General features: G+C 36.7%; 16 protein-coding genes. 2 read left to right on the top strand and 14 right to left on the bottom strand.

Annotated features, from left to right (window positions below; genetic code table 11):
- Positions 1-722: 722 nt before the first annotated feature.
- The 10 genes from GF867_RS00880 to GF867_RS00835 form a co-directional block, all read right to left on the bottom strand.
- Complete coding sequence (locus tag GF867_RS00880; RefSeq protein WP_153831232.1) at positions 723-2,156, bottom strand: 6-phospho-beta-glucosidase; 1,434 nt, start codon at positions 2,154-2,156, stop codon at positions 723-725.
- An 18-nt stretch (positions 2,157-2,174) separates the two neighbouring features.
- Positions 2,175-4,058 (bottom strand): beta-glucoside-specific PTS transporter subunit IIABC, encoded by a 1,884-nt coding sequence (locus GF867_RS00875; protein WP_153831231.1) that lies wholly within the window; start codon positions 4,056-4,058, stop codon positions 2,175-2,177.
- Between the two features lie 122 nt (positions 4,059-4,180).
- Positions 4,181-5,011: a BglG family transcription antiterminator LicT gene (gene licT / locus GF867_RS00870; protein WP_153831230.1), complete on the bottom strand. Its 831-nt coding sequence runs from the start codon at positions 5,009-5,011 to the stop codon at positions 4,181-4,183.
- 982 nt (positions 5,012-5,993) lie between these two features.
- The gene (locus GF867_RS00865; RefSeq protein ID WP_216650242.1) at positions 5,994-6,410 is read right to left on the bottom strand and encodes a cation:dicarboxylate symporter family transporter; all 417 of its coding nucleotides are present in this window, start codon (positions 6,408-6,410) and stop codon (positions 5,994-5,996) included.
- A gap of 428 nt (positions 6,411-6,838) precedes the next feature.
- Complete coding sequence (locus tag GF867_RS00860) at positions 6,839-7,501, bottom strand: DUF6320 domain-containing protein (RefSeq protein ID WP_153831229.1); 663 nt, start codon at positions 7,499-7,501, stop codon at positions 6,839-6,841.
- Complete coding sequence (locus GF867_RS00855; protein ID WP_153831228.1) at positions 7,488-8,876, bottom strand: condensation domain-containing protein; 1,389 nt, start codon at positions 8,874-8,876, stop codon at positions 7,488-7,490. The genes GF867_RS00860 and GF867_RS00855 overlap by 14 nt, the downstream gene beginning before the upstream one ends.
- A complete protein-coding gene (locus tag GF867_RS00850) occupies positions 8,848-9,816 on the bottom strand; it encodes an alpha/beta hydrolase (RefSeq protein ID WP_153831227.1) in 969 nt (322 codons plus the stop codon). Before GF867_RS00850 ends, GF867_RS00855 begins: the two co-directional genes overlap by 29 nt.
- Positions 9,817-10,000: 184 nt before the next feature.
- The gene (locus GF867_RS00845) at positions 10,001-10,387 is read right to left on the bottom strand and encodes a group-specific protein (protein WP_216650241.1); all 387 of its coding nucleotides are present in this window, start codon (positions 10,385-10,387) and stop codon (positions 10,001-10,003) included.
- A 276-nt stretch (positions 10,388-10,663) separates the two neighbouring features.
- Entirely contained in the window at positions 10,664-12,445 is a 1,782-nt protein-coding gene (spxB, locus tag GF867_RS00840) for a pyruvate oxidase (protein ID WP_153831225.1), read from the bottom strand.
- 858 nt (positions 12,446-13,303) lie between these two features.
- On the bottom strand, positions 13,304-14,251 hold the full coding sequence (locus tag GF867_RS00835; protein WP_153831224.1) for a hypothetical protein: 948 nt from the start codon (positions 14,249-14,251) through the stop codon (positions 13,304-13,306).
- Between the two features lie 355 nt (positions 14,252-14,606).
- Here GF867_RS00835 and GF867_RS00830 point away from each other — a divergent pair, with 355 nt between their 5' ends.
- Positions 14,607-14,918 (top strand): DUF898 family protein, encoded by a 312-nt coding sequence (locus GF867_RS00830; protein WP_153831223.1) that lies wholly within the window; start codon positions 14,607-14,609, stop codon positions 14,916-14,918.
- A 437-nt stretch (positions 14,919-15,355) separates the two neighbouring features.
- Here the strand turns inward: GF867_RS00830 and GF867_RS00825 are convergent, their stop codons facing one another.
- Together GF867_RS00825 and GF867_RS00820 are read right to left on the bottom strand one after the other, a co-directional pair.
- Positions 15,356-15,943: a M20 family metallopeptidase gene (locus GF867_RS00825; protein WP_153831222.1), complete on the bottom strand. Its 588-nt coding sequence runs from the start codon at positions 15,941-15,943 to the stop codon at positions 15,356-15,358.
- A gap of 129 nt (positions 15,944-16,072) precedes the next feature.
- Positions 16,073-16,963: a ribokinase gene (locus GF867_RS00820; protein ID WP_153831221.1), complete on the bottom strand. Its 891-nt coding sequence runs from the start codon at positions 16,961-16,963 to the stop codon at positions 16,073-16,075.
- A 168-nt stretch (positions 16,964-17,131) separates the two neighbouring features.
- On the opposite strand from GF867_RS00820, the gene GF867_RS00815 reads away from it, so the two are divergent.
- Entirely contained in the window at positions 17,132-17,755 is a 624-nt protein-coding gene (locus tag GF867_RS00815) for a hypothetical protein (RefSeq protein WP_153831220.1), read from the top strand.
- A gap of 249 nt (positions 17,756-18,004) precedes the next feature.
- Here GF867_RS00815 and GF867_RS00810 read toward each other — a convergent pair whose 3' ends face one another.
- Together GF867_RS00810 and GF867_RS00805 are read right to left on the bottom strand one after the other, a co-directional pair.
- Entirely contained in the window at positions 18,005-18,325 is a 321-nt protein-coding gene (locus GF867_RS00810; protein ID WP_153831219.1) for a hypothetical protein, read from the bottom strand.
- A gap of 122 nt (positions 18,326-18,447) precedes the next feature.
- Positions 18,448-19,095, bottom strand: coding sequence for a Crp/Fnr family transcriptional regulator (locus GF867_RS00805; RefSeq protein ID WP_253940685.1), 648 nt, complete (start codon positions 19,093-19,095; stop codon positions 18,448-18,450).
- Positions 19,096-19,174 lie beyond the last annotated feature (79 nt).

Raw genomic sequence — 19,174 nt, 5'->3', positions numbered from 1 at the left:
GTTTGCTACTTAAGATTATACCATCACAAACACAAAAAAGGGAGAATAAACCTTATTAAATAAGCTTTCTACCTTCCCTCTTATCAAATGAACATTTTTTCATTAGCTCGATTATTGTGTAATTAAATGTGTAACATTTTGCTGTCAAGACAGCTATTCTTTTCACAATTAACTGACTTAGAATTTACTGTTGTCTACTTTTGACTGCATACAATTAGTTTTGAACGTTTCTAAATATATATTTTTTAGCCAGACCACCGAATTATGAATTAATCAAATTTTAATTAAATTATTATCTTAAATTTAATTTAGTTTTTTGCTTTTTTGCGCTTTTATCCACAAACTTCAAAGAATTAAAATCTTATTCAAATAAAGATTCTTTGATGATTTAATTCTTTCTCAGTAAATATTTGTCTATTCTATCACTTATTCTTTTAAGAACTTTGTATATTTATGACTCAGATACGAATATACTCGTCAGCAGTCGGTCATTCCACCAACATACAGTCCTGATAAAGAAGGCGCGTTTAAAAATTTTTATCGGTAGGCAGTCTGATAAAAGCCAAAGTGAAAATTCACTCTGACTTTTTACTGCTACCAACATTCAAAATTTTACAGTCCCTTTTCTAATAGAAATATTTATCAGTAAAAACGCCGTGAGAAAGCTTTAACTTCTTCCACGGCGCTTTTCTCTATATACTGGTCTTGCTTCTCTAAAACGACTACTTCCTTACACTTTCACCATTAGAGGCGATGACTTCCTTATACCAATCGAAAGATTTTTTCTTGCTGCGTGCTAAAGTGCCGTTACCATCATTATCTAAGTCAACATAGACAAAGCCATAACGTTTTTTCATTTCTCCTGATGACGCGCTCACGATATCAATCCAACCCCACGGAGTATAACCAATTAAATCAACTCCATCTAACTCTACTGCTTTAATCATCTCATTAATATGTTGCGATAAGTAGTCAATGCGGTAATCATCTTGGATAGAGCCATCTGCTTCAACGACATCATTGGCACCTAGACCATTTTCTACAATAAACAGTGGTTTTTGATAACGATCATACAGAGCGTTCATGGTAATGCGTAAGCCAACTGGATCAATTTGCCAACCCCATTCACTTGCTTTCAAGTAAGGGTTACGCAATGTTGGAAAGACATTGCCACTCGTCATGCTCGTATCTTGATTTAGAGTTCCTACCATACGAGAAGAATAGTAGCTAAAACCAATGTAATCGACTGTGTTTTCTCTTAATAAATCTTCGTCGCCTTCTTCCATAGCTAGAACAATTCCTTCGCGTTCCATAAAACTTTTTGCATATGTTGGATATTCACCACGTGATTGAACATCAATAAAGAAGAAGTTATCCTGATTCTTTTGAGCGGCAGCTAACACATCATCTGGATGACTCGTTTGGGCGTAATATTGACCCGCTGCAATCATACAGCCGATTTGGAAATTCGGATTGATTTCTTTGGCTATTTTGGTGACTAAAGCTGAAGCTACTAATTCATGGTGAGCAGCTTGGTATAATACTTGCTGTTCATTTTCACCTTCTTCAAAGGCTATCCCAGCTCCCATAAATGGTAAATGTAATAACATATTGATTTCATTGAACGTCATCCAATAAGTAACTTTACCATTGAAACGTTCGAATAATGTTTTGGCATATTTTGCGTAGAAGTCGACCATTTTTCGATTTTTCCACGAACCATATTCATTATATAAATACAATGGCACATCAAAGTGGCAAATCGTAATAATAGGTTCAATATTATGCGCAAGTAATTCATCTATCAACGTTTCATAAAAAGCCAAACCTTCTTCATTTGGTTGCGCTTCTTCTCCAGTTGGAAAGATGCGGGCCCACGACACTGAGAATCGATAAGCTTTAAAGCCCATCTCTGCCATTAATTTAACATCTTCTTTTATATGACTGTACATATCAATTGCTTTATGTGATGGATAATGTAGCCCCTCTGGTAAATCTCTATAATCTAACTTACCTTGCATGATGTCAAATCGATAATTTCCCTGTGGAATCACATCAACTGTTCCTAATCCTTTGCCACCTGATAAATAACCACCCTCTGCTTGGTTAGCTGCAGTTGCACCGCCCCACAAAAAATTTTCTTTTAATCTGCTCATTCGTTTTCCTCCTAATTTTTATTTTATAACCTTGATTACCGCATCTCCCGTATTAACTAAACCTTCTCCTGTGGGTAACACGCCAGCATAATCCATCGTATTCGTTACGACGATTGGCGTGATTGTATCATACCCCGCTGCTTCAATTGCAGCTAAGTCAACTTGAACAAGAGGCGTACCTATCTCAACACGTTGACCATTCTTGGCTAATTGGGTGAAGTGTTCACCTTTTAATTGCACTGTATCAATTCCAATATGAATCAGCAACTCTAAACCACTGTCTGTTTTCAAGCCAATCGCATGTTTCGTTTCAAAGATAGTTACAATCTCACCTTTGATTGGTGACTTCACAAGTCCATCTGTAGGTTTAATAGCGATGCCTTGCCCTAAAATAGCTTGTGCAAAGGTTGGGTCTTCCACTTCCTCTAGCGCTACAATTTGACCTGTCATCGGTGCCACCACTGTTTCTGTTAAATTTTCAGAGTCAGCAGTTGTTTGAACTGGCACTACATCTTGCTCACCAGTTGTTGTTTCGATGGTTTCATCTTCTTTATATAAAATAAATGTTATCACAAATGATAATATAACAGAGGTAACTAAAGTGGCTGCCGCCACATATAAAGAATGAAGCGTATCTTCACCAATATATGAACCTAAACTTAATAAACCTGGTGAACCTCCAGCATAGTTTCTTGCGCCAAAGATTCCCATTATGAAACCACCGACACCCCCAGCGACCATTGTACCAATCATAGCCGCTTTATTCTGTAAAGTTATCCCAAATAATGCTGGTTCAGTAATACCCATAATGGCCGTAACACCTGCTGAAGAAGCCATTGCTTTCTTGTTGACGTCTTTCGTTTTAACTGCGATTGCTAAAGCAGCCCCGCCTTGTGCCACATTAGAAGCCAACATACCGTTTGATGCTACAGTATCATATCCAAGTGTAGCACGGTTATTAATACCAATAGATACCAATCCATAATGAGTTCCAGTCATAACTAACCAAGGTGAAAAAGTTCCTACAACCGTTGGAACAACCCAACTACCAAAAGTTTCTAACCAACGGAAAAAGTCTGCTAAATAGTTACCTACGACTGAGCCAATTGGTCCTAATAGCGTCAAAGCAACAATACTTGTAAATAACGTTGAAATTAATGGCACTGTAAAGAACTTAACCGATTTTGGTGAGATTCTATCAGCAAAACGTTCAACATAACTCAATAACCAGACCGATAAAATCACCGGAATTACTGAAGAGGAGTAACTTACTGCTGATATCGGCAGACCAAAGAAACTAATCGCTTCTCCTGTTTCCTTAGCCACATTGACCATACCTGTAAAGGTTGGATGGAGGAAAGTTGCCCCAATTAACATTCCAAGATAAGGATTGGCCTTAAATTGTCTCGCAGCCGTTCCCCCTAGAAATACAGGCAAGAAATAGAAGCCTGCATCACCAATGAAATTTAATACTTGATAGTTCATATCCGTATTTTGAACAATATTAAACACAGTTAAGATTGATAAAACAGCTTTAATTAAACCCGCAGCCGTAATAACTGGCAAAATAGGAGTGAAAATCCCTGAGATCATCGCAATTACTTTCTCAAATTTCGTCTGATTCTCATCTCCTTCAGAAGGACCGCTTTTACCTTCTAAATTACTTTGGTCGTGGATACTACGATATACTTTTGGTACATCGCTACCAATGATAACTTGGTACTGTCCACCTTTATTCACAACACCTACAACTCCTGGTGTATTCTTTAACGTCTCTGTATTCGCCTTAGTCGTATCAGCTAATTTGAAACGTAAACGAGTGGCACAGTGGATTAATTCATTCACATTCTCCTCTCCACCTACATTATCTAAAATTGTTTTACCTAAATTTTTATAATCCATCATAATTCCTCTTTTCCTATTTTGTATATAAAAATACCCAAATAAACGCTCAACTTGTTAGATTAAGTTGCTGCTTTTACTTGGGTATAGCCTAATTGAATAGTAACAATCCTTAGGGTTATTTAATTAATGACTCTTCGAATATGAATCGTCAAATAGATGACTTCATTGTCGGTCAGGGTGCGACCAAATTCTTTTAAAATAAATTGTTCAATTTTTATTGCACATTTATACTCTTCAGCGTAACGCTCTTTCAAAGCTAGCATAAAGCCGTCATCATCATCTTTTATCTTCGTTCCACTAATAATCCGTTGAACGAAGAATTTCAAATGTGTGACAAAGCGCTCATAATGCAGGGAGTATTCATTGAGTTCAATATTAAAGTGATACTTCACAATATTCAAAATATTCTGAACGGTTTTGGCTAACTCGGCTGTCTTTTCAATGCCTGGAGAATCCATGGTAGCATTAACAAAGTGAAGCGCAATAAAACCTGCCTCGTCTTCCGGCAGCTCCACGCCCAATCTTTGTTGGATGATGGCTAAAGCTTCTTTACCAATCAAGTATTCATGATTGTAGAATCGTTTAATTTCCCACAACAGCGCATTCTGTAGATTGATTCCATCACGATATCGCTCAATCGCAAAACTAACATGATCAGTCAATGTTAAGTAAATATTATCACTCAGTCGCTTCCCTAAAGAAGCTCGGGCAAAGGCAACAATTTCATTCGTAAGCTGAATAATTTCTAGTGGAACTGAAGCGAGTATCTCAGCTAATTGATTAGATGAGCGACCGTCTTCACTAACATATATTTGGTTAATTAATGCCTCGTCAATATCGGAACCAATTTCTTTCTTGAAGCCGATCCCTTTACCCATAATGATGAGTTCTTGGTTTTGCTGATTACGCGACTTAACCAAGTTGTTATTAATGATTTTTTCTACTTTCATCTACATCACTCATTTCATTAGAAAAAAAATAAGCATACTTCCCCCTCTCTAATAGTAAAGAAAACACAATAATGTTGTCTAACTATTTAAAAGTGGTATAGCCTGCTTCACCAGTAACAATCCATCTGTTTAAATATCTATGCCCATCATATCAAAAAAAAAATACGTTTACAACAAGATTTTATAATTCATCATAAATCCGTTATCCCAGTATAGATACTTCATCTTTTCCCACAGCAATCAGCCCACAACAATATTAATAAGAAAATCCTGAACTTTGTCCAAGTCCCTTAAATTCCGCTTAGCAATTTTAACTTGATAATATAACGATACTCTTGTTGGGATACCAAGCGTTGCGCTATATTGTTGCTTACCAAAGCGGTACCGATATATATTGGGCAATCGGCGTAGCTGCTCTGACTATGAGCACAGCTAATTAGACAAAGCCTAGCCGATTTAGCTAGAAAACTATGAATATTACGAACTCCAATAAATCATTGAAAGCGACCACCTACTTGGAAAACTACTGCGATAAACGAAGCACAGATGCTATTAATTCACCCTAAAGTTGTAATCCCTTATATTACGAAAACTCCCTCATCAACTTCAACACACAGTTAACGAGGGATAAGATTAAATTTTAGATTTGATCAAGTTCTGCTTTTAAATATCAATTCTAGCATTGCGAACTTCACTGCAGCTTGTTCAGCATCAAAATTGTAGTTCGTATTCTTACTCACATCATAAATGCAACAATGAGGTCAGGAGTATCAATAAACCCAATGGCTACAACGTCAATTCTTTACTTCTTCAAAAAAGCTTCTAAAAATACGATTTGTGCTTGAGGTAAACCATTCTCTCTAATCTTGAATTTGCTTGACGGGTCTACAACTAGACCAGACGTAGGAAACAATTCATTTTTCCAGCCGCTTTAAATTACTCATTCCAATCCCGATGGCATCGTCCCGTTAGCTACTTTTGCTCAGCTACTCTCTAACCTGTGTAATAAATCATCTGTTAATTCAGGTGCATAACGATGGCCACTTGTATGAGATAAAGCGCTCATACAGTTGTAGAAAACACTCCCGACTCCACTTACAGCATCAATCGCTAAAGTCAGCACAATCAAAGCGGTTGTCACGCCGAAAAAGTAAATAAAGGATTTGATCGCTAATCCACCAAAGCGTTGCGCCTGACTCATTTCAACAATGGCCAAAACGATTAACGGGAAAATCAGTGGCACAATCACCATCTGAATCATATTCATAAACAGACTACCTAAAAACTCAGCTTCTAAACCAAGCTGTGGTACAAAACGTCCCACAATAATACCTAGAACTGCACCGATTAAAACTTGCGTCATTAAATTCGGCTTCTTGAATTGCTTCAATTTTTCCATACAAAAACTCCCTTTCTTTTAAAAAGCATAAAAAAAGCACATGAGTATCATTTCTCATGCACAGCTATACACTCTATTTGGTTTTACTGAAAAAGCTACAGCTCCCTACAGGAAAACTGAATCATTTATGGCATCCATTACATTGACCATTTAACAGAAAAAGACCGCATTCGATGATAACTGTCCACACGAGTATTCTGATGACAACACATACACATGCCCATACAGTTACACATCAACATTTAATTTCCCCCTCTGCTTGTTCTTAGTAATAAGTTTCTTTCAAGTTAACAACCACAAATTGAAACTTAGAATCATATTAGCAAATCATAATATACCAGTCAATTTAAACGCTTACCACATTATTGCCAAAATACCCCAACACACCAAAAGGTAAATGTTGGGGCTTATCATTACTTATCAAACCATCAAATAAAGGTTCTTTTTTTCAATTCTCGGCGTATAACCTGCCAACGAAAGACGATAATAAAAAACAACATTGAAGTACTTAACAAAACCGATGCCCAGGCAGGCGCCGTTACCGTCACCCAACCAAAAATAAGAAACACAGCTGGTACCAAACCTAGTAAATCTGCAGCAGCCAAATAAAGAATGTAATCACCAGGCTTCATTCTGACTAATTTGATTGATATAAACATTCCTAATAGAGAAGAACTACAAAAAATCGGAATAGTATACGTAAGCGACCAACCTTGCCAACCTAACAGATAATCCAAATAAACGCTGATTAAGGATAGACTTACAAGTAAATACAACACACTCTTTGATAGATTTCGTCTTTTTCTCAGAATAATTAAAACAATCAACCAAATCGTTCCAATGCCTAAAACCGCGCCTTCAAACAAGCGAATTTCGCCTCGCCAAATAAACGCAATCGCAAAAATAACGACAATAATCAATATAGATAACCAAACCAACCACTTCATAATCCTTTGGTTGTTAAATTGAAGTGGCACATCTGGATATGAACTTGATGTCACTTCAGTTGTTTGATCCAGGGGTTGATGGCACAAAGGACACGTTGCCCAATCGCCTTTTATAGCGATACGGCACTGATCACACTGACGCATTAGCAACCACCCCCAATTCCGCATCCGTTACTTTATTTACCGTTGTGATAACCGGAATATCGAGATTCGTTAAATGACGAGCAAAAATTTGAAAAATATCGGTTTCTATAAAAGGAGATGTGAACGTAATCGTCATCACATCATTATGACTAATCGTACAAAATTGAGGTCTCACTGCAATTGTATGGAAAAACACTTCTTTTACTAATTGATCAATCTGGTGAGAAAAACTAACACGCCCTAAATTAGAAATCGCAATCGTGATCTTGCGGTTACTGAAATAATTGATAATTTTCAAACCGAAATCTTTAATCGGACGCAAAATAATTCGACTAATCGGCATATACTCAAAATAAACGAGCTGTTTTAACCAACCCTCTAAATGTTCTTTTTCAAGTTGCGGATCAATTTCAGCTTTTAGTTCCTGACAAATTTCTTGTAAACTATTCTCTCGATCCTTTTTATACGTATAGCCAATATTAGTGACCGAAAAAAAATTCCGAGCTGAAGTCGATGGGAAAAATTGTCGTAAATTTATCGGCACTGACACCGCAATCCGTTCATCTCCTTCAAAATCTGTCACGCTATCACGTAAAGATTTAATAAATAAAGCAGTTAAATAAACCGTAACCGAAACATTTAATTGCTTCGCCTGACTAATAATAGCTTTTACTGGCATTTCTAATTCCACGACACGGGGACGATTATCTGGTGTGTAAGTCCCTTTATAGCGATAGACTTTTTCTTTACCTCTTTTAGCGATTGGGAAAAGCACGTTCTTCACCCTGGTCCCCACTTCACCAAAGCCACGTAAAGCCGACTGTGCCGCATTCGAAAAACTTCGTTGCTCACTACGTCTGAAATGACGGGCAAAGCTATCTTCACTTGAAGTTTCATGAATATAAGTCGAAGACTCAAGCTGATCACTTTGAATTTCAGGGTGCTTTAACAATAAATATTCACGCATTAAATCTTGGAAAAACCACATCGCACCTGTGCCATCAGATAGAACATGAAACACCTCTAAACTAATTCGTTTGTTCAAATACAGCACGCGAAAGAGTAATTCCTTACGGTCAAAGTGATAAATCGTGCGACAAGATGAAGAGGTATCTGCCATTACTTGAGGTCTCAAATCCCCCTCTTCTAAATAATACCAAAAGAAACCTCGGCGCAAGACACTGTGGTAAAGCCTGTATTGGTCATAGACTTTTTCTAAAGCAGCTTGTAACAGCTCGGGATCCACCATTTCTGTTACCTCAGCACTCAGTCGGAACACTTTCGTATCCCGATGTGTCATTGCTGCAAGAAAAATGTTAGAAGCATAATCCAATTTAACCCATTTTTTATGATTTCTTGCTTCCCACTTCGTCATATTCCTCACTACCTTTCAAGCGATTTTCTAAAAATCTCTTCATTAGTTCATAGGAGTCTTCAACAATTTGATTACTCAGCGGCCCAAAAATATAGTCATGAACCGTATTAGTTGCTTCGAATATCTCAACCGAATTCCCCGCCTCTTGCAAGAGATGCCCATACATAACACCTTCATCGCGTAGTGGATCAAATTCAGAAACAAGAATCAACGTCTCCGGTTGATCTGAAAAATTATCAGCCATAACCGGTGCAACATAAGGCGACTTTCGTTCTTCAACATCTGGTTCATACATCGCCATATATTCTTGCATTTTCTTAGCCGTTAGCCCATAACCCGTCGCATTCTCATGCACACTTTTAAAAGGCGAACTCTCATCATGCACCCAATAAGTCACTGGATTAATTAAAATTTGTTTCTTAGGAATTTCCTTACCTTCATCTCGTAACCTTAATGAAACTGCAGCCACCAAGTTAGCACCCGCTGAATTACCAATCAAAACTAATTCTTTGGCTCCCAAAAGGTCTTTGGTCTTGAGGCCCGTCATTAAATCATTCGTGACTTGATAGACATCATTAAAACCTGCTGGAAAAGGATACTCCGGAGCCTTTGAATAATCAACTGCCAAGACAATCCGTCCCGTTCTATTCGCTAATTTTATGCAATCCTTCGTATAAGTATCGACATTCCCAAGTACCCAGCCACCACCATGTATAAACACCAACAATTCGTCACTCGATTTCTTATCCGGCTGGAAAATTCGAATTGGAATTTTATGCGTACCATCCTTAGCGTAGTAACGCCAATCTAGAAATTCATACTTATTCTCAACTCTGCCCGCAAACATATCTTGAACTCTACGAATACGTTTATACCATTCTCGCATATTAATTTTGGGAGAAGAAAGAATTTTTAAAGCAAAGCGCATGATAATATTCATAATAGTTTCCTCATTTATAAGTAGTTTATTGTATTCTGTCTGATGTTGTGACGAAAAGCAAGCCGCAACAAGTAGGCACTCAAATTTCCTTGCTTTCTTATCCTGATTATATCAATAATCGTACTGATGATACACTCTTGTTGCGACTATAAAAAAGCTCACCGATTAACAGCGAGCCCTGAATTTATAATTCTTCTAATAAATACTTTATAAAATCTTCAAACTCACCCGCAAATTTATGAACACCCTCTACATGATAAAAAGTACTCGGCTGATCACAGTCATAAATGTGATTAGTTGGTGAATACAAATAAATCGTCTTTCCAAGCCCTAACGCAATTCCAAATTCAGTATGACTTCCCTTACCCGCAGGCAATAAAATCACCAAGACATCTGCAGCCTTCACTGCATTCACCTCTAACGAACCCAACTCTGCCAATTTTTCTAAACTATCCGCCCTACCATATTGAGTCCAATCATACGTATGAGTCCAGCCCTTTAATGTCAATTGACGCGACAACGTTCGTACCTGTTCAACATTGCCGAAACTCGATGCGATATAAAATTTCATCAAACTCTCCCCCTAAACACCCTAAGCATAGCAAAATACTAAACAATACGCACATTGTGAATTTCATATAAACGATATCCTCCATCGAGTCCAAGGTCTCTAAATTCTTTTTAGCAGTTTTAACTTGATATATAGCTTTACTTTTGTTGGAATACCCAACGTAGCTGAGCAAAGTATAACGTTTGCTAAATCGACATAAAACTTATAATGAAATAAAAAGACGAGTCACTATAATAAGCGACTCGTCTTTATTAATTAATCTGTTAATCCAGAAAATTATTTAGCTACTTTAGAAGTTAAACCTTCAGCTTTTAAGAATTCGCTGAATGGTACTAATTCTTCTGCTTCATATTTTTCTTTGTAAGCTGCGATTTCTTCTGCAGAGTACAATGTTGGGTCTAATTTCAATGTTTCAACTGGAATTGGACGATCTTTAGTAATTTTAGCATCAATAACAACAGTTTTACCTTCTTTGTAAGCTTTAACAGCGTCAGCCATTACTTGGTCCATGTCTTCGATACGACTTACTGTGAAACCAACTGCACCTTGTGCTTCAGCAATCTTAGCGTAGTCAACGTCTGTAAATTCAGTACCAAACGTGTTTGCGTTTGTATCTTCGTATTTATTCTTAATGAAACCATACTCAGTGTTTGTGAATACTACGTTGATAACTGGTAAATCGTAACGTACGTTTGTAACGATATCTTGGTAGTTCATTGAGAACGCACCGTCACCAGCTAAGTTCCATGCTTGACGTTCTGGGTAAACTTTCTTAGCTGCGATACCACCAGGTAATGCAATACCCATTGATGCAAACAATGGAGAAGTTCTCCACATGTTTTTAGGAGTCATGTGTAAGTGACGAATAGATGTTTGAGTTGAGTTACCAACGTCAATTGAGTAGATTGCATCTTCATCAGCATACTTGTTGATTGCATTGTACACTTGATAAAGTTGTAAAGCGCCACTTTCTTTTGTTTCTAATTTCGTCATGTACTCACGCCAGTTTTGAATGTTTTTCAAGTTAGCGTTCCACCAAGCTGATTCTTCAACTGGAGTAACTTTAGCTAATAATGAATGAACTGCTTCACCAGCATCTCCAAGAATTGCAACATCAGCATTGTGACGTTTACCTAGCATTACTGGGTTGTTGTCAATTTGGATGAATTTTTCAATGTTTTCGAATGTTTTATCTACTTCAGCAAACGGGAAGTTTGATCCAATAAAGATAACTGTGTCAGCTTCTTTGATTGTCTCGTTAGCAGGTTTCCAACCAACACGGTAAGTAGAACCAGCTAGCGCTTCAAAATCATATTCGAAAGTCTCGTAGTTTTTACCAGTTACAATGACTGGTGCTTTGATTAAGCGAGATAATTCTGTTACTGCAGGACCGTGTCCCATAGTCCCAACACCTGCATAAATTACAGGACGTTTAGAGTTATTTAACACTTCAACTGCTGCGTCGATATCAGCTTCGTTAATTGGTGAAGATGTATAATCACGGAAGCTTTTAGCTGAAGAGTAAAATGCATCGTTATCCATTTCGTGGAAACCAAAGTCTCCAGGAACTTCTAATACAGCAACCCCACGTTTAGCGATAGCAGTACGGATTGCTTCGTCAACTAATTTAGGTAATTGTTCAGCGTAAGCAACACGACGGTTGTAAACTGCAATGTTCGCAAACATTGGGTTTTGGTTTAATTCTTGGAATGCATCCATGTTTAATTCTTTTAGTGGACGAGATCCTAAGATAGCTAATACTGGCGTGTTATCCATAGCTGCATCGTAAAGACCGTTGATTAAGTGAGACGCACCAGGTCCACCAGATCCCACACAAACACCAATTTTACCACCAAATTTCCATTGCATTACAGCTGCTTTTGCAGCAACTTCTTCGTGCTTAACTTGAAGAAATTCAATGTTTGTTTCTTCTTGTTCACCTAAAGCTTCCATTAATGGAGCTAAAGTACCTGATGGAATACCGTAAATTGTTTCAATACCCCAATCTGCCATTACTTTTAAAGAAGCTGTACTAACTTTTGTCTTACCAACTGTCATTGTAATAATCCCCCTAATAAATTATAAACAAAATAATTTTCCCCATCGTTAACCTTCCCCAATTCAAACCAATTCCAAAAACATTGATTTAACAAGGTTAAATAGGCATTATTGTGCTTTGCATAAATCATTATATCAGAAACTGTTTTATATCCAACCTATCTTGACACCTCTTTTATGCTATTTCTTCTGTTTTTTTACTGTTTCACCTAACTGTTCAATCTGTATTATTTTATTGAATAGACAATTAACTCCATGATGAAAGGGTTTATGATTAAGCTTCACGCTTCTGATTAAATCATAAAGAGACAAAGCCCCCCTTATTTTACTTTGCCAAACATGCCCCATTATCTATGATAAATAACTGATAGGTCGTTAATTGTTTTCGGGCTAATTCTATTTCTTCTTCCTTTACCGATTTTTTCCCAATACGACCATCCCCAACTACAATCAACCCTAACACCAAGCTCACGATTAATAAAGCCATTGAAAACATTAACTATCGTTTTCTATAGCTGTTAGATCAAAAAAAATAATCTTGGACTTGTACGAGACCCTTAAATTCTATTTAGCAAGTTTAATTAACTATTACGACGTGACTTTCATTGGAATATTAAATGCAACTTAGCAAATTAGATAGGCCTAGCCGATTGGGCTAGAAAAGCCCTCACAAGTGTAACGATTCGCATGCGGCCACCGTCTTGGAAATTAATTAGTTGAGGAAGCATCAAGCTTGAGATATCATCACAAATCTTATAGTCCCTTATATAAAAAAATGCACAGAATCCCTAAGCAAGTCACTACTGCTTTGGTGCTCTGTGCGTATTTATCTTAAGTTTGATTTCATTAGATACTCATTTATTTCTTTTTTAATGAAAATGTTCTCTTTCTAACTGCCGAAACAATAGGTCTAAATTTAGGCAGAGTATTCGAACTTGGACTTAAATCGAGTTGGAAAATCATCTTAACAACCCAGATTAAGAAAGAGAATACCAATAGCGGCGCAATACAATTTACAACAATTAAAACCGCAACCGAATCAATCAAATTATTCAATGTGATCATAAATTTATCTGGTAAATCAGACACCACTGACGTTACGTGTTCAATCGCACCTGTCGTGAAATCAACAACACTATCAACACCGTCTGTAACAAAATCAGACACTTGACCGAGAAAGTTATCATTGGTTGTTTCTTCTTGATTCGCGTCTTGTTCAACCGCTTCATCTGATAGTTCAGTTTGCACTTGGTTCGCTTGTTCAATCGTTTGGTTAATTGTCGTTTGATACGTATCCTCAATTTGGCTCGTAATAAATAGTGTCGTTGGTACGACTAAGAAAACAATTGTCCCAAAGAAAGCAATTCTCTTTCCAAAATATCGTATTTTGTCGGATAGATTTGGACTAAGGTTGAACAAATCCAGGACACCTGCAGCGATGATAAGCGACATCCCAGCTGGTATTAAGTATTTCAATACAATGATACCCATCGAAGAAAAGAGATATTTCTGTAACCATAATGCCGCAAAGACAATTAATAAATAGTCTGAAATATCTGCCAAGTTTTCTGCCAAAGGCGTTGCTACATCACCAGGTAATAATGTTAAAGCCGTTGAACTAATCGTCGATATAGCCGTTAATTGAATGACAATCTCCCTCATCGCATCTAGTTCTGCCGTCACATACTCTGTTAAACTAACCATAATCGGCGATTCCAGGAACCACCACGAGAATAATATCATCGCAAAAGCGACGATGAACGATAGTATTGGGACAATTCTCATTGGCTTTTTAGTTATTTCCATTTTAACACTCCTTTTACTATCTATTTAGAAGATACATACACTCCTTCTAGTTGTATAGACTCCTGATTTTCAAAATATCTAGTCAATATATTAACATAGCTTTGCATAAAAAATGACCCATTATTATATAATATTTCGTAAAGATTATGAGCGTAAACTAACTAAAATTACTGCTTAAAAATGGAGCCAATACATTTATTGAAAAAAACACATTATTCACACTCATAATTATCCGCCAGCCTTCACTCTTGTTCATTACTCAAGAGATTCCTTCTCTATCAATTCATCACACAAACGTAGTATACCATCATACAAATATAGTATACTATGTAAAGATAAAAAAAGAGGTGTATAAATGAATCTAAACACTAGCGAATTCGATGGCGGCTTATTTGAATTAATCGTTCTATCGATTATAGGATACTTCATCACTGCAATTACTTTCGGTATTTGCTTCCCTTGGGCCTTATGCTTAGTTTACGGTTGGAAAATCAACCACACTACCATTGAAGGAAGAAGACTTAAATTTAATGGGACGGCAGTGTCTTTATTTACCCAATGGATTAAATGGTTGTTATTAACGATCATTACTTTAGGTATCTATGGTTTTTGGGTTGGGATTAAGTTAGAACAATGGAAAGTAAGAAATACAACATTCTTAAATTAACGATACAATATTTCTTGTTATTTTCATGTAACTGAATTAATTGTCTGTCTGATTCATCTATCGCGCTCTTAACTTGAATCCTTACAAATTTATTTAGTGTTATTATTTTATGTTCTTGAAGACTCATTTAAGTAGCGCAAATTAAGACGATAACATCAATGGGCAAAAACACTTGTAAAAGCATTTTGCCCATTTTAAGGATTTTATTAATTTAGATAATTATTATCTTTAATGATAATATGGGCGACTTTAAATAAGTAGTTGAAGCCTGGATATTATTTTACTGATTTATTCTGAATATAGCTTTGGCTGCTTTCAAGACATCCGAAACTTCATCATACTAAGTTCCTATCTTGTCAGACCCCTAACATAACTCTGACTTGCGAACTCATTGTATTTGACGAAAATTATAATGGTATATCTCTCATAATTTATTTTCAGCTGAAATAACGATTAATAAGGTGTGAGTAAATGTCAATTGCATCGTAAAATTCTTGTATTAAGACACTTTCATTGGTTGTATGTGCAAGTTTCGTTTCACCTGCTTTTGTTTCCTTCCCAGTATAATCAGTTAATACATTACTTGTTAATTCAACAAAATCATTGGATTTATTCGTAGATAATGGTGGTTTTTCATTAAGCACCTCAAATTTACGAGCAAAGCCAAGTTCTTTTGAAAAGTCTTCTTCAATAGTATTCTTAATTTTTTGTCTTAAGTGCTCTATATTCTGATTCGGAAGAATTCGCATATCAACTTCCACAGAACAAAAATCGGGAACAATGTTAGTAGACTCTCCACCTTCCATGCGATTTATGGACCATGTAGTTTCACCTAGTATATCAACGTGTTCGATCATTTCATTTAACAAGTTCTTCAATTTGGGTATCAGCTCAAGCATTCGCTCTATTGCATTAATCCCAGTTCTGGCATGGAACCGTATTTTGCCTGATGTCGTCACTTTAAACCAAAGCGCACCTTTATGTGATAGACATAATTGATTACTAGTAGGTTCCCCAATAATCATCGCATCAATTTAGGATTCATCATTTTGCTTAGTCATTCAATCTCCCTCATTTAATCAAGTGATTTACTATCGTCATAAATAAGAAGTACCAATGCATCAAGCATTGATACTTCCAAAATCTTCTGGATATTAATCATTCTTAACTTCTTCTTTGTATGGTATTGAAGAAGAAGCTCCCTTTCTTGATACAGAGATAGACGAGGCCTTACTTGCGACATCAAGCGCTTTATCCAACGCACCAGTTTCCAATAAAGAGGAAATAAAATAGCCCGTAAAAGTATCACCTGCACCGGTTGTATCCACTACTTCTGTTGGATAAATTGATTGACGATATAGTTTATCCCCCATTGAACACATACTTCCTTGTTCACCCAAAGTAATCACAAAATTGGCTTGAGGAAAGTGTTCTTTCAGAATTGATACCAATAAATCGTCATCCCTTACTTCCATTTGAGTAATCTGTTGCGCCTCAATTTCATTAAGTAAAAACCAATCAATTTTTTCTAAAGGTAAATTAAAGATATCCTCATTAAAAGGCGAAGGATTAAAAAATATCCTCATGCCCTTTTTATCCGCTAAATCAATAATCTGCTTAAGACAATTTATTTCATTTTGAATCAGAAGAATATCCCCACTTTCAAAATGATCAAAGACACCTTCAACATCCTCTTCAAGTATTGAAAAATTCGCTCCCGAAAAAAGAAGAATACTATTCTGTCCACTATCATCTACTTGAATAATCGCATGACCACTCTTTTCTTGTGTTCGTTTAACGAATTCTATATTTATTTGATCTTCTTTCAACGTTTCGAGCAAAACTTCACCATCTGACCCAACCGCTCCGGCATGATACACTTTCATCCCTGAACGCGCTAGCGCAATTGATTGGTTCAGTCCTTTACCTCCGACATATTCATTGTAAGCCGTGGATGACATAGTTTCACCAGGACGTACCATGTGCGGAACTGAATAGACACGGTCAATATTTAAAGACCCATAACTTAACACTCTATGTTCCATGACTCTTCTTACCTTTCCTTGAGTTATTTCTGCGAGGTCCAATCCATCAACTGACTAAATAATCTTGGGTAATGGTAAAACCCCTTTCATATATGTAGTTATATTATATAATATAACTATATAGGATGCATATCCTTTATAGGAATTTATAGAAAAGGGATGAGATGTATGATTACTAAGAAACGTATGATCACTCTATTGATGGTAGTCTCCAGTCTTTTTGTGAATAAACCAGTTTTAGCTAGTGATCGTGATACTTTTGAAAAAATACAATTGACAGAAGAGCAACAAGTCATCATGGATATGGTGCGTTACAAACCAACAATTTACAACATAATTTTAAACAGCTATCCTCAAACATTACACGTTAATTTTGAAAGATTAACTCCTGAAGGCGTATGGGAAGAGGATGAAATACTGTCCCAGAAAGTCGAAGGGAAAGATACTCTGATGTCTTTTGATTTAACTTATTCTCCGCAAATAATATTTAGACCGAATGCTTCCCTAGAAGACCACTCTATTTACAATCTTTATTCAAAGTTCTACCCAACAGAAGTGGATAGTCCTCATAAGATGGAGTTCGTATTGAAAGGTCAGTTTTATGATAAAGTTGAATTTGAAAAGGATAAAGCGGTTCTGGGTATTTTCTATTTGACAGAAGGTGGAGCGTTGAATACAATGAATGAATTTGTATATGAATATAATTATTATGATGTTGAACCTCAGATTTTTGAATATGTTGAAGAAGTTTATGCCATAACGATTGAATTAGCTGACACAGTAACTTATTAAGTTTATAGCAAAATTAGCTAAAGAAGAGACCCGACAACATTACGTAAATACTAAATAGATAATTCTTGCTTTTATTATAAGAAATTTTAAGGTAGATAAATAAAGATCCAAGGAAAGATTGACGAAAACGCTTGAAAGTAAATAAAATGAAAACAGTAGTGTAAGTAAAAGAATGATGGTAAATGAAATAAGAATTGTCGGGAAATTCCGCCAGAATATTTGTTCTAAATTGGCGTGGCCTTTTTTCTTCTAGTGAACAAAATAGTAAGCAAAGGATAAAACACCACTTATGACACCTAGTGAAGTGACCGTACTTGAAATCGAAAAATCACCGGTCAAGGCAATCATTTGTTGACCTCTAATGAGGAAGAAGAAAAAGATTGCGGTGACAAGCAATGAAGGAATTAGAAATTGTCTTAAGGCGGCGACTTGATTCCCTTTATTTACCAGATCAGATTGTAACGTAAACTTACGTTCACCGATCAGTAATTGAACTTGATGTTTCTGAGCCAAATCGAGCGCTTGATTAGACTGGACATATAACTCCATGGTCTGCTTAGATTTTTCCATAACTTTCCGCCTTTCATCTATAAAAACGCGTGCGTTTTTATGATATTCTCATGTTGTAAAACCCCTACAAATAGTATAAAACTCTCAATTACTGCCTATAAATCAGCTAGCCATCCTAACCGCTAGCCCTGATAAGCCAACTGCTCAAGCCCCGCTAAATCTAAAATTTCAATCATATTCGGTTGCGACTGTTTCACCAAGGCAGCCTTCGTTAATTTACTCAAGCCACGACTAAAGGATTCCGGCGACATCCCCAAATAAGAGGCGATATTCTTTTTCGTTGATGTCAGCGTCACACAAGCATTTGCCTGCTTATGACTCTCCTCCAACAAGTAATTGGCCAAACGCCCCTGCACACTTTCAGACGTAATCCAAGTCGTTTGTTGTTCAGAATCTTCTAAACGATCCGATAAAACACTCAACAGCTCTAAGGCAATTTGCGGATTGTTTAACAACAGCTCTTTAAAAGTTTCGCGTTGAATACAACAAACAGTTGTCGCCTCAGTCGCTTCAATGAAATATTCATAATGACGTTGCGTAAATAGCGCCGGCACACCGACGAAATCCCCCGGCTCCAAAACCCGCAGATGTTGTTCTTTTCCCGATGTCGCCAGTCGATACGTACGAATCTGACCTTTTTGAACTAAATATAATGTATTTGCCACATCCCCGACTTGATGGATCAGGTCGCCGACAGAAAATTGTCGCTCGACAATCTGTCCTTGGATCAACTCGACTTGGTCAACCGACAGTGTCTGAAATAAAGGCATCGTACTAATGCAATGGTGATACTGCGAGAAATCCATTCTGGCACCTACTTTCCTAAAACCTAAAAGCTTTTCTTGATTT

This window comes from Fundicoccus ignavus (assembly GCF_009659375.1).
Lineage (GTDB): Bacteria > Bacillota > Bacilli > Lactobacillales > Aerococcaceae > Fundicoccus > Fundicoccus ignavus.
The sequence above is the reverse complement of the archived record's forward strand: the minus strand, read 5'-3'. Positions and strand labels throughout refer to the sequence as shown.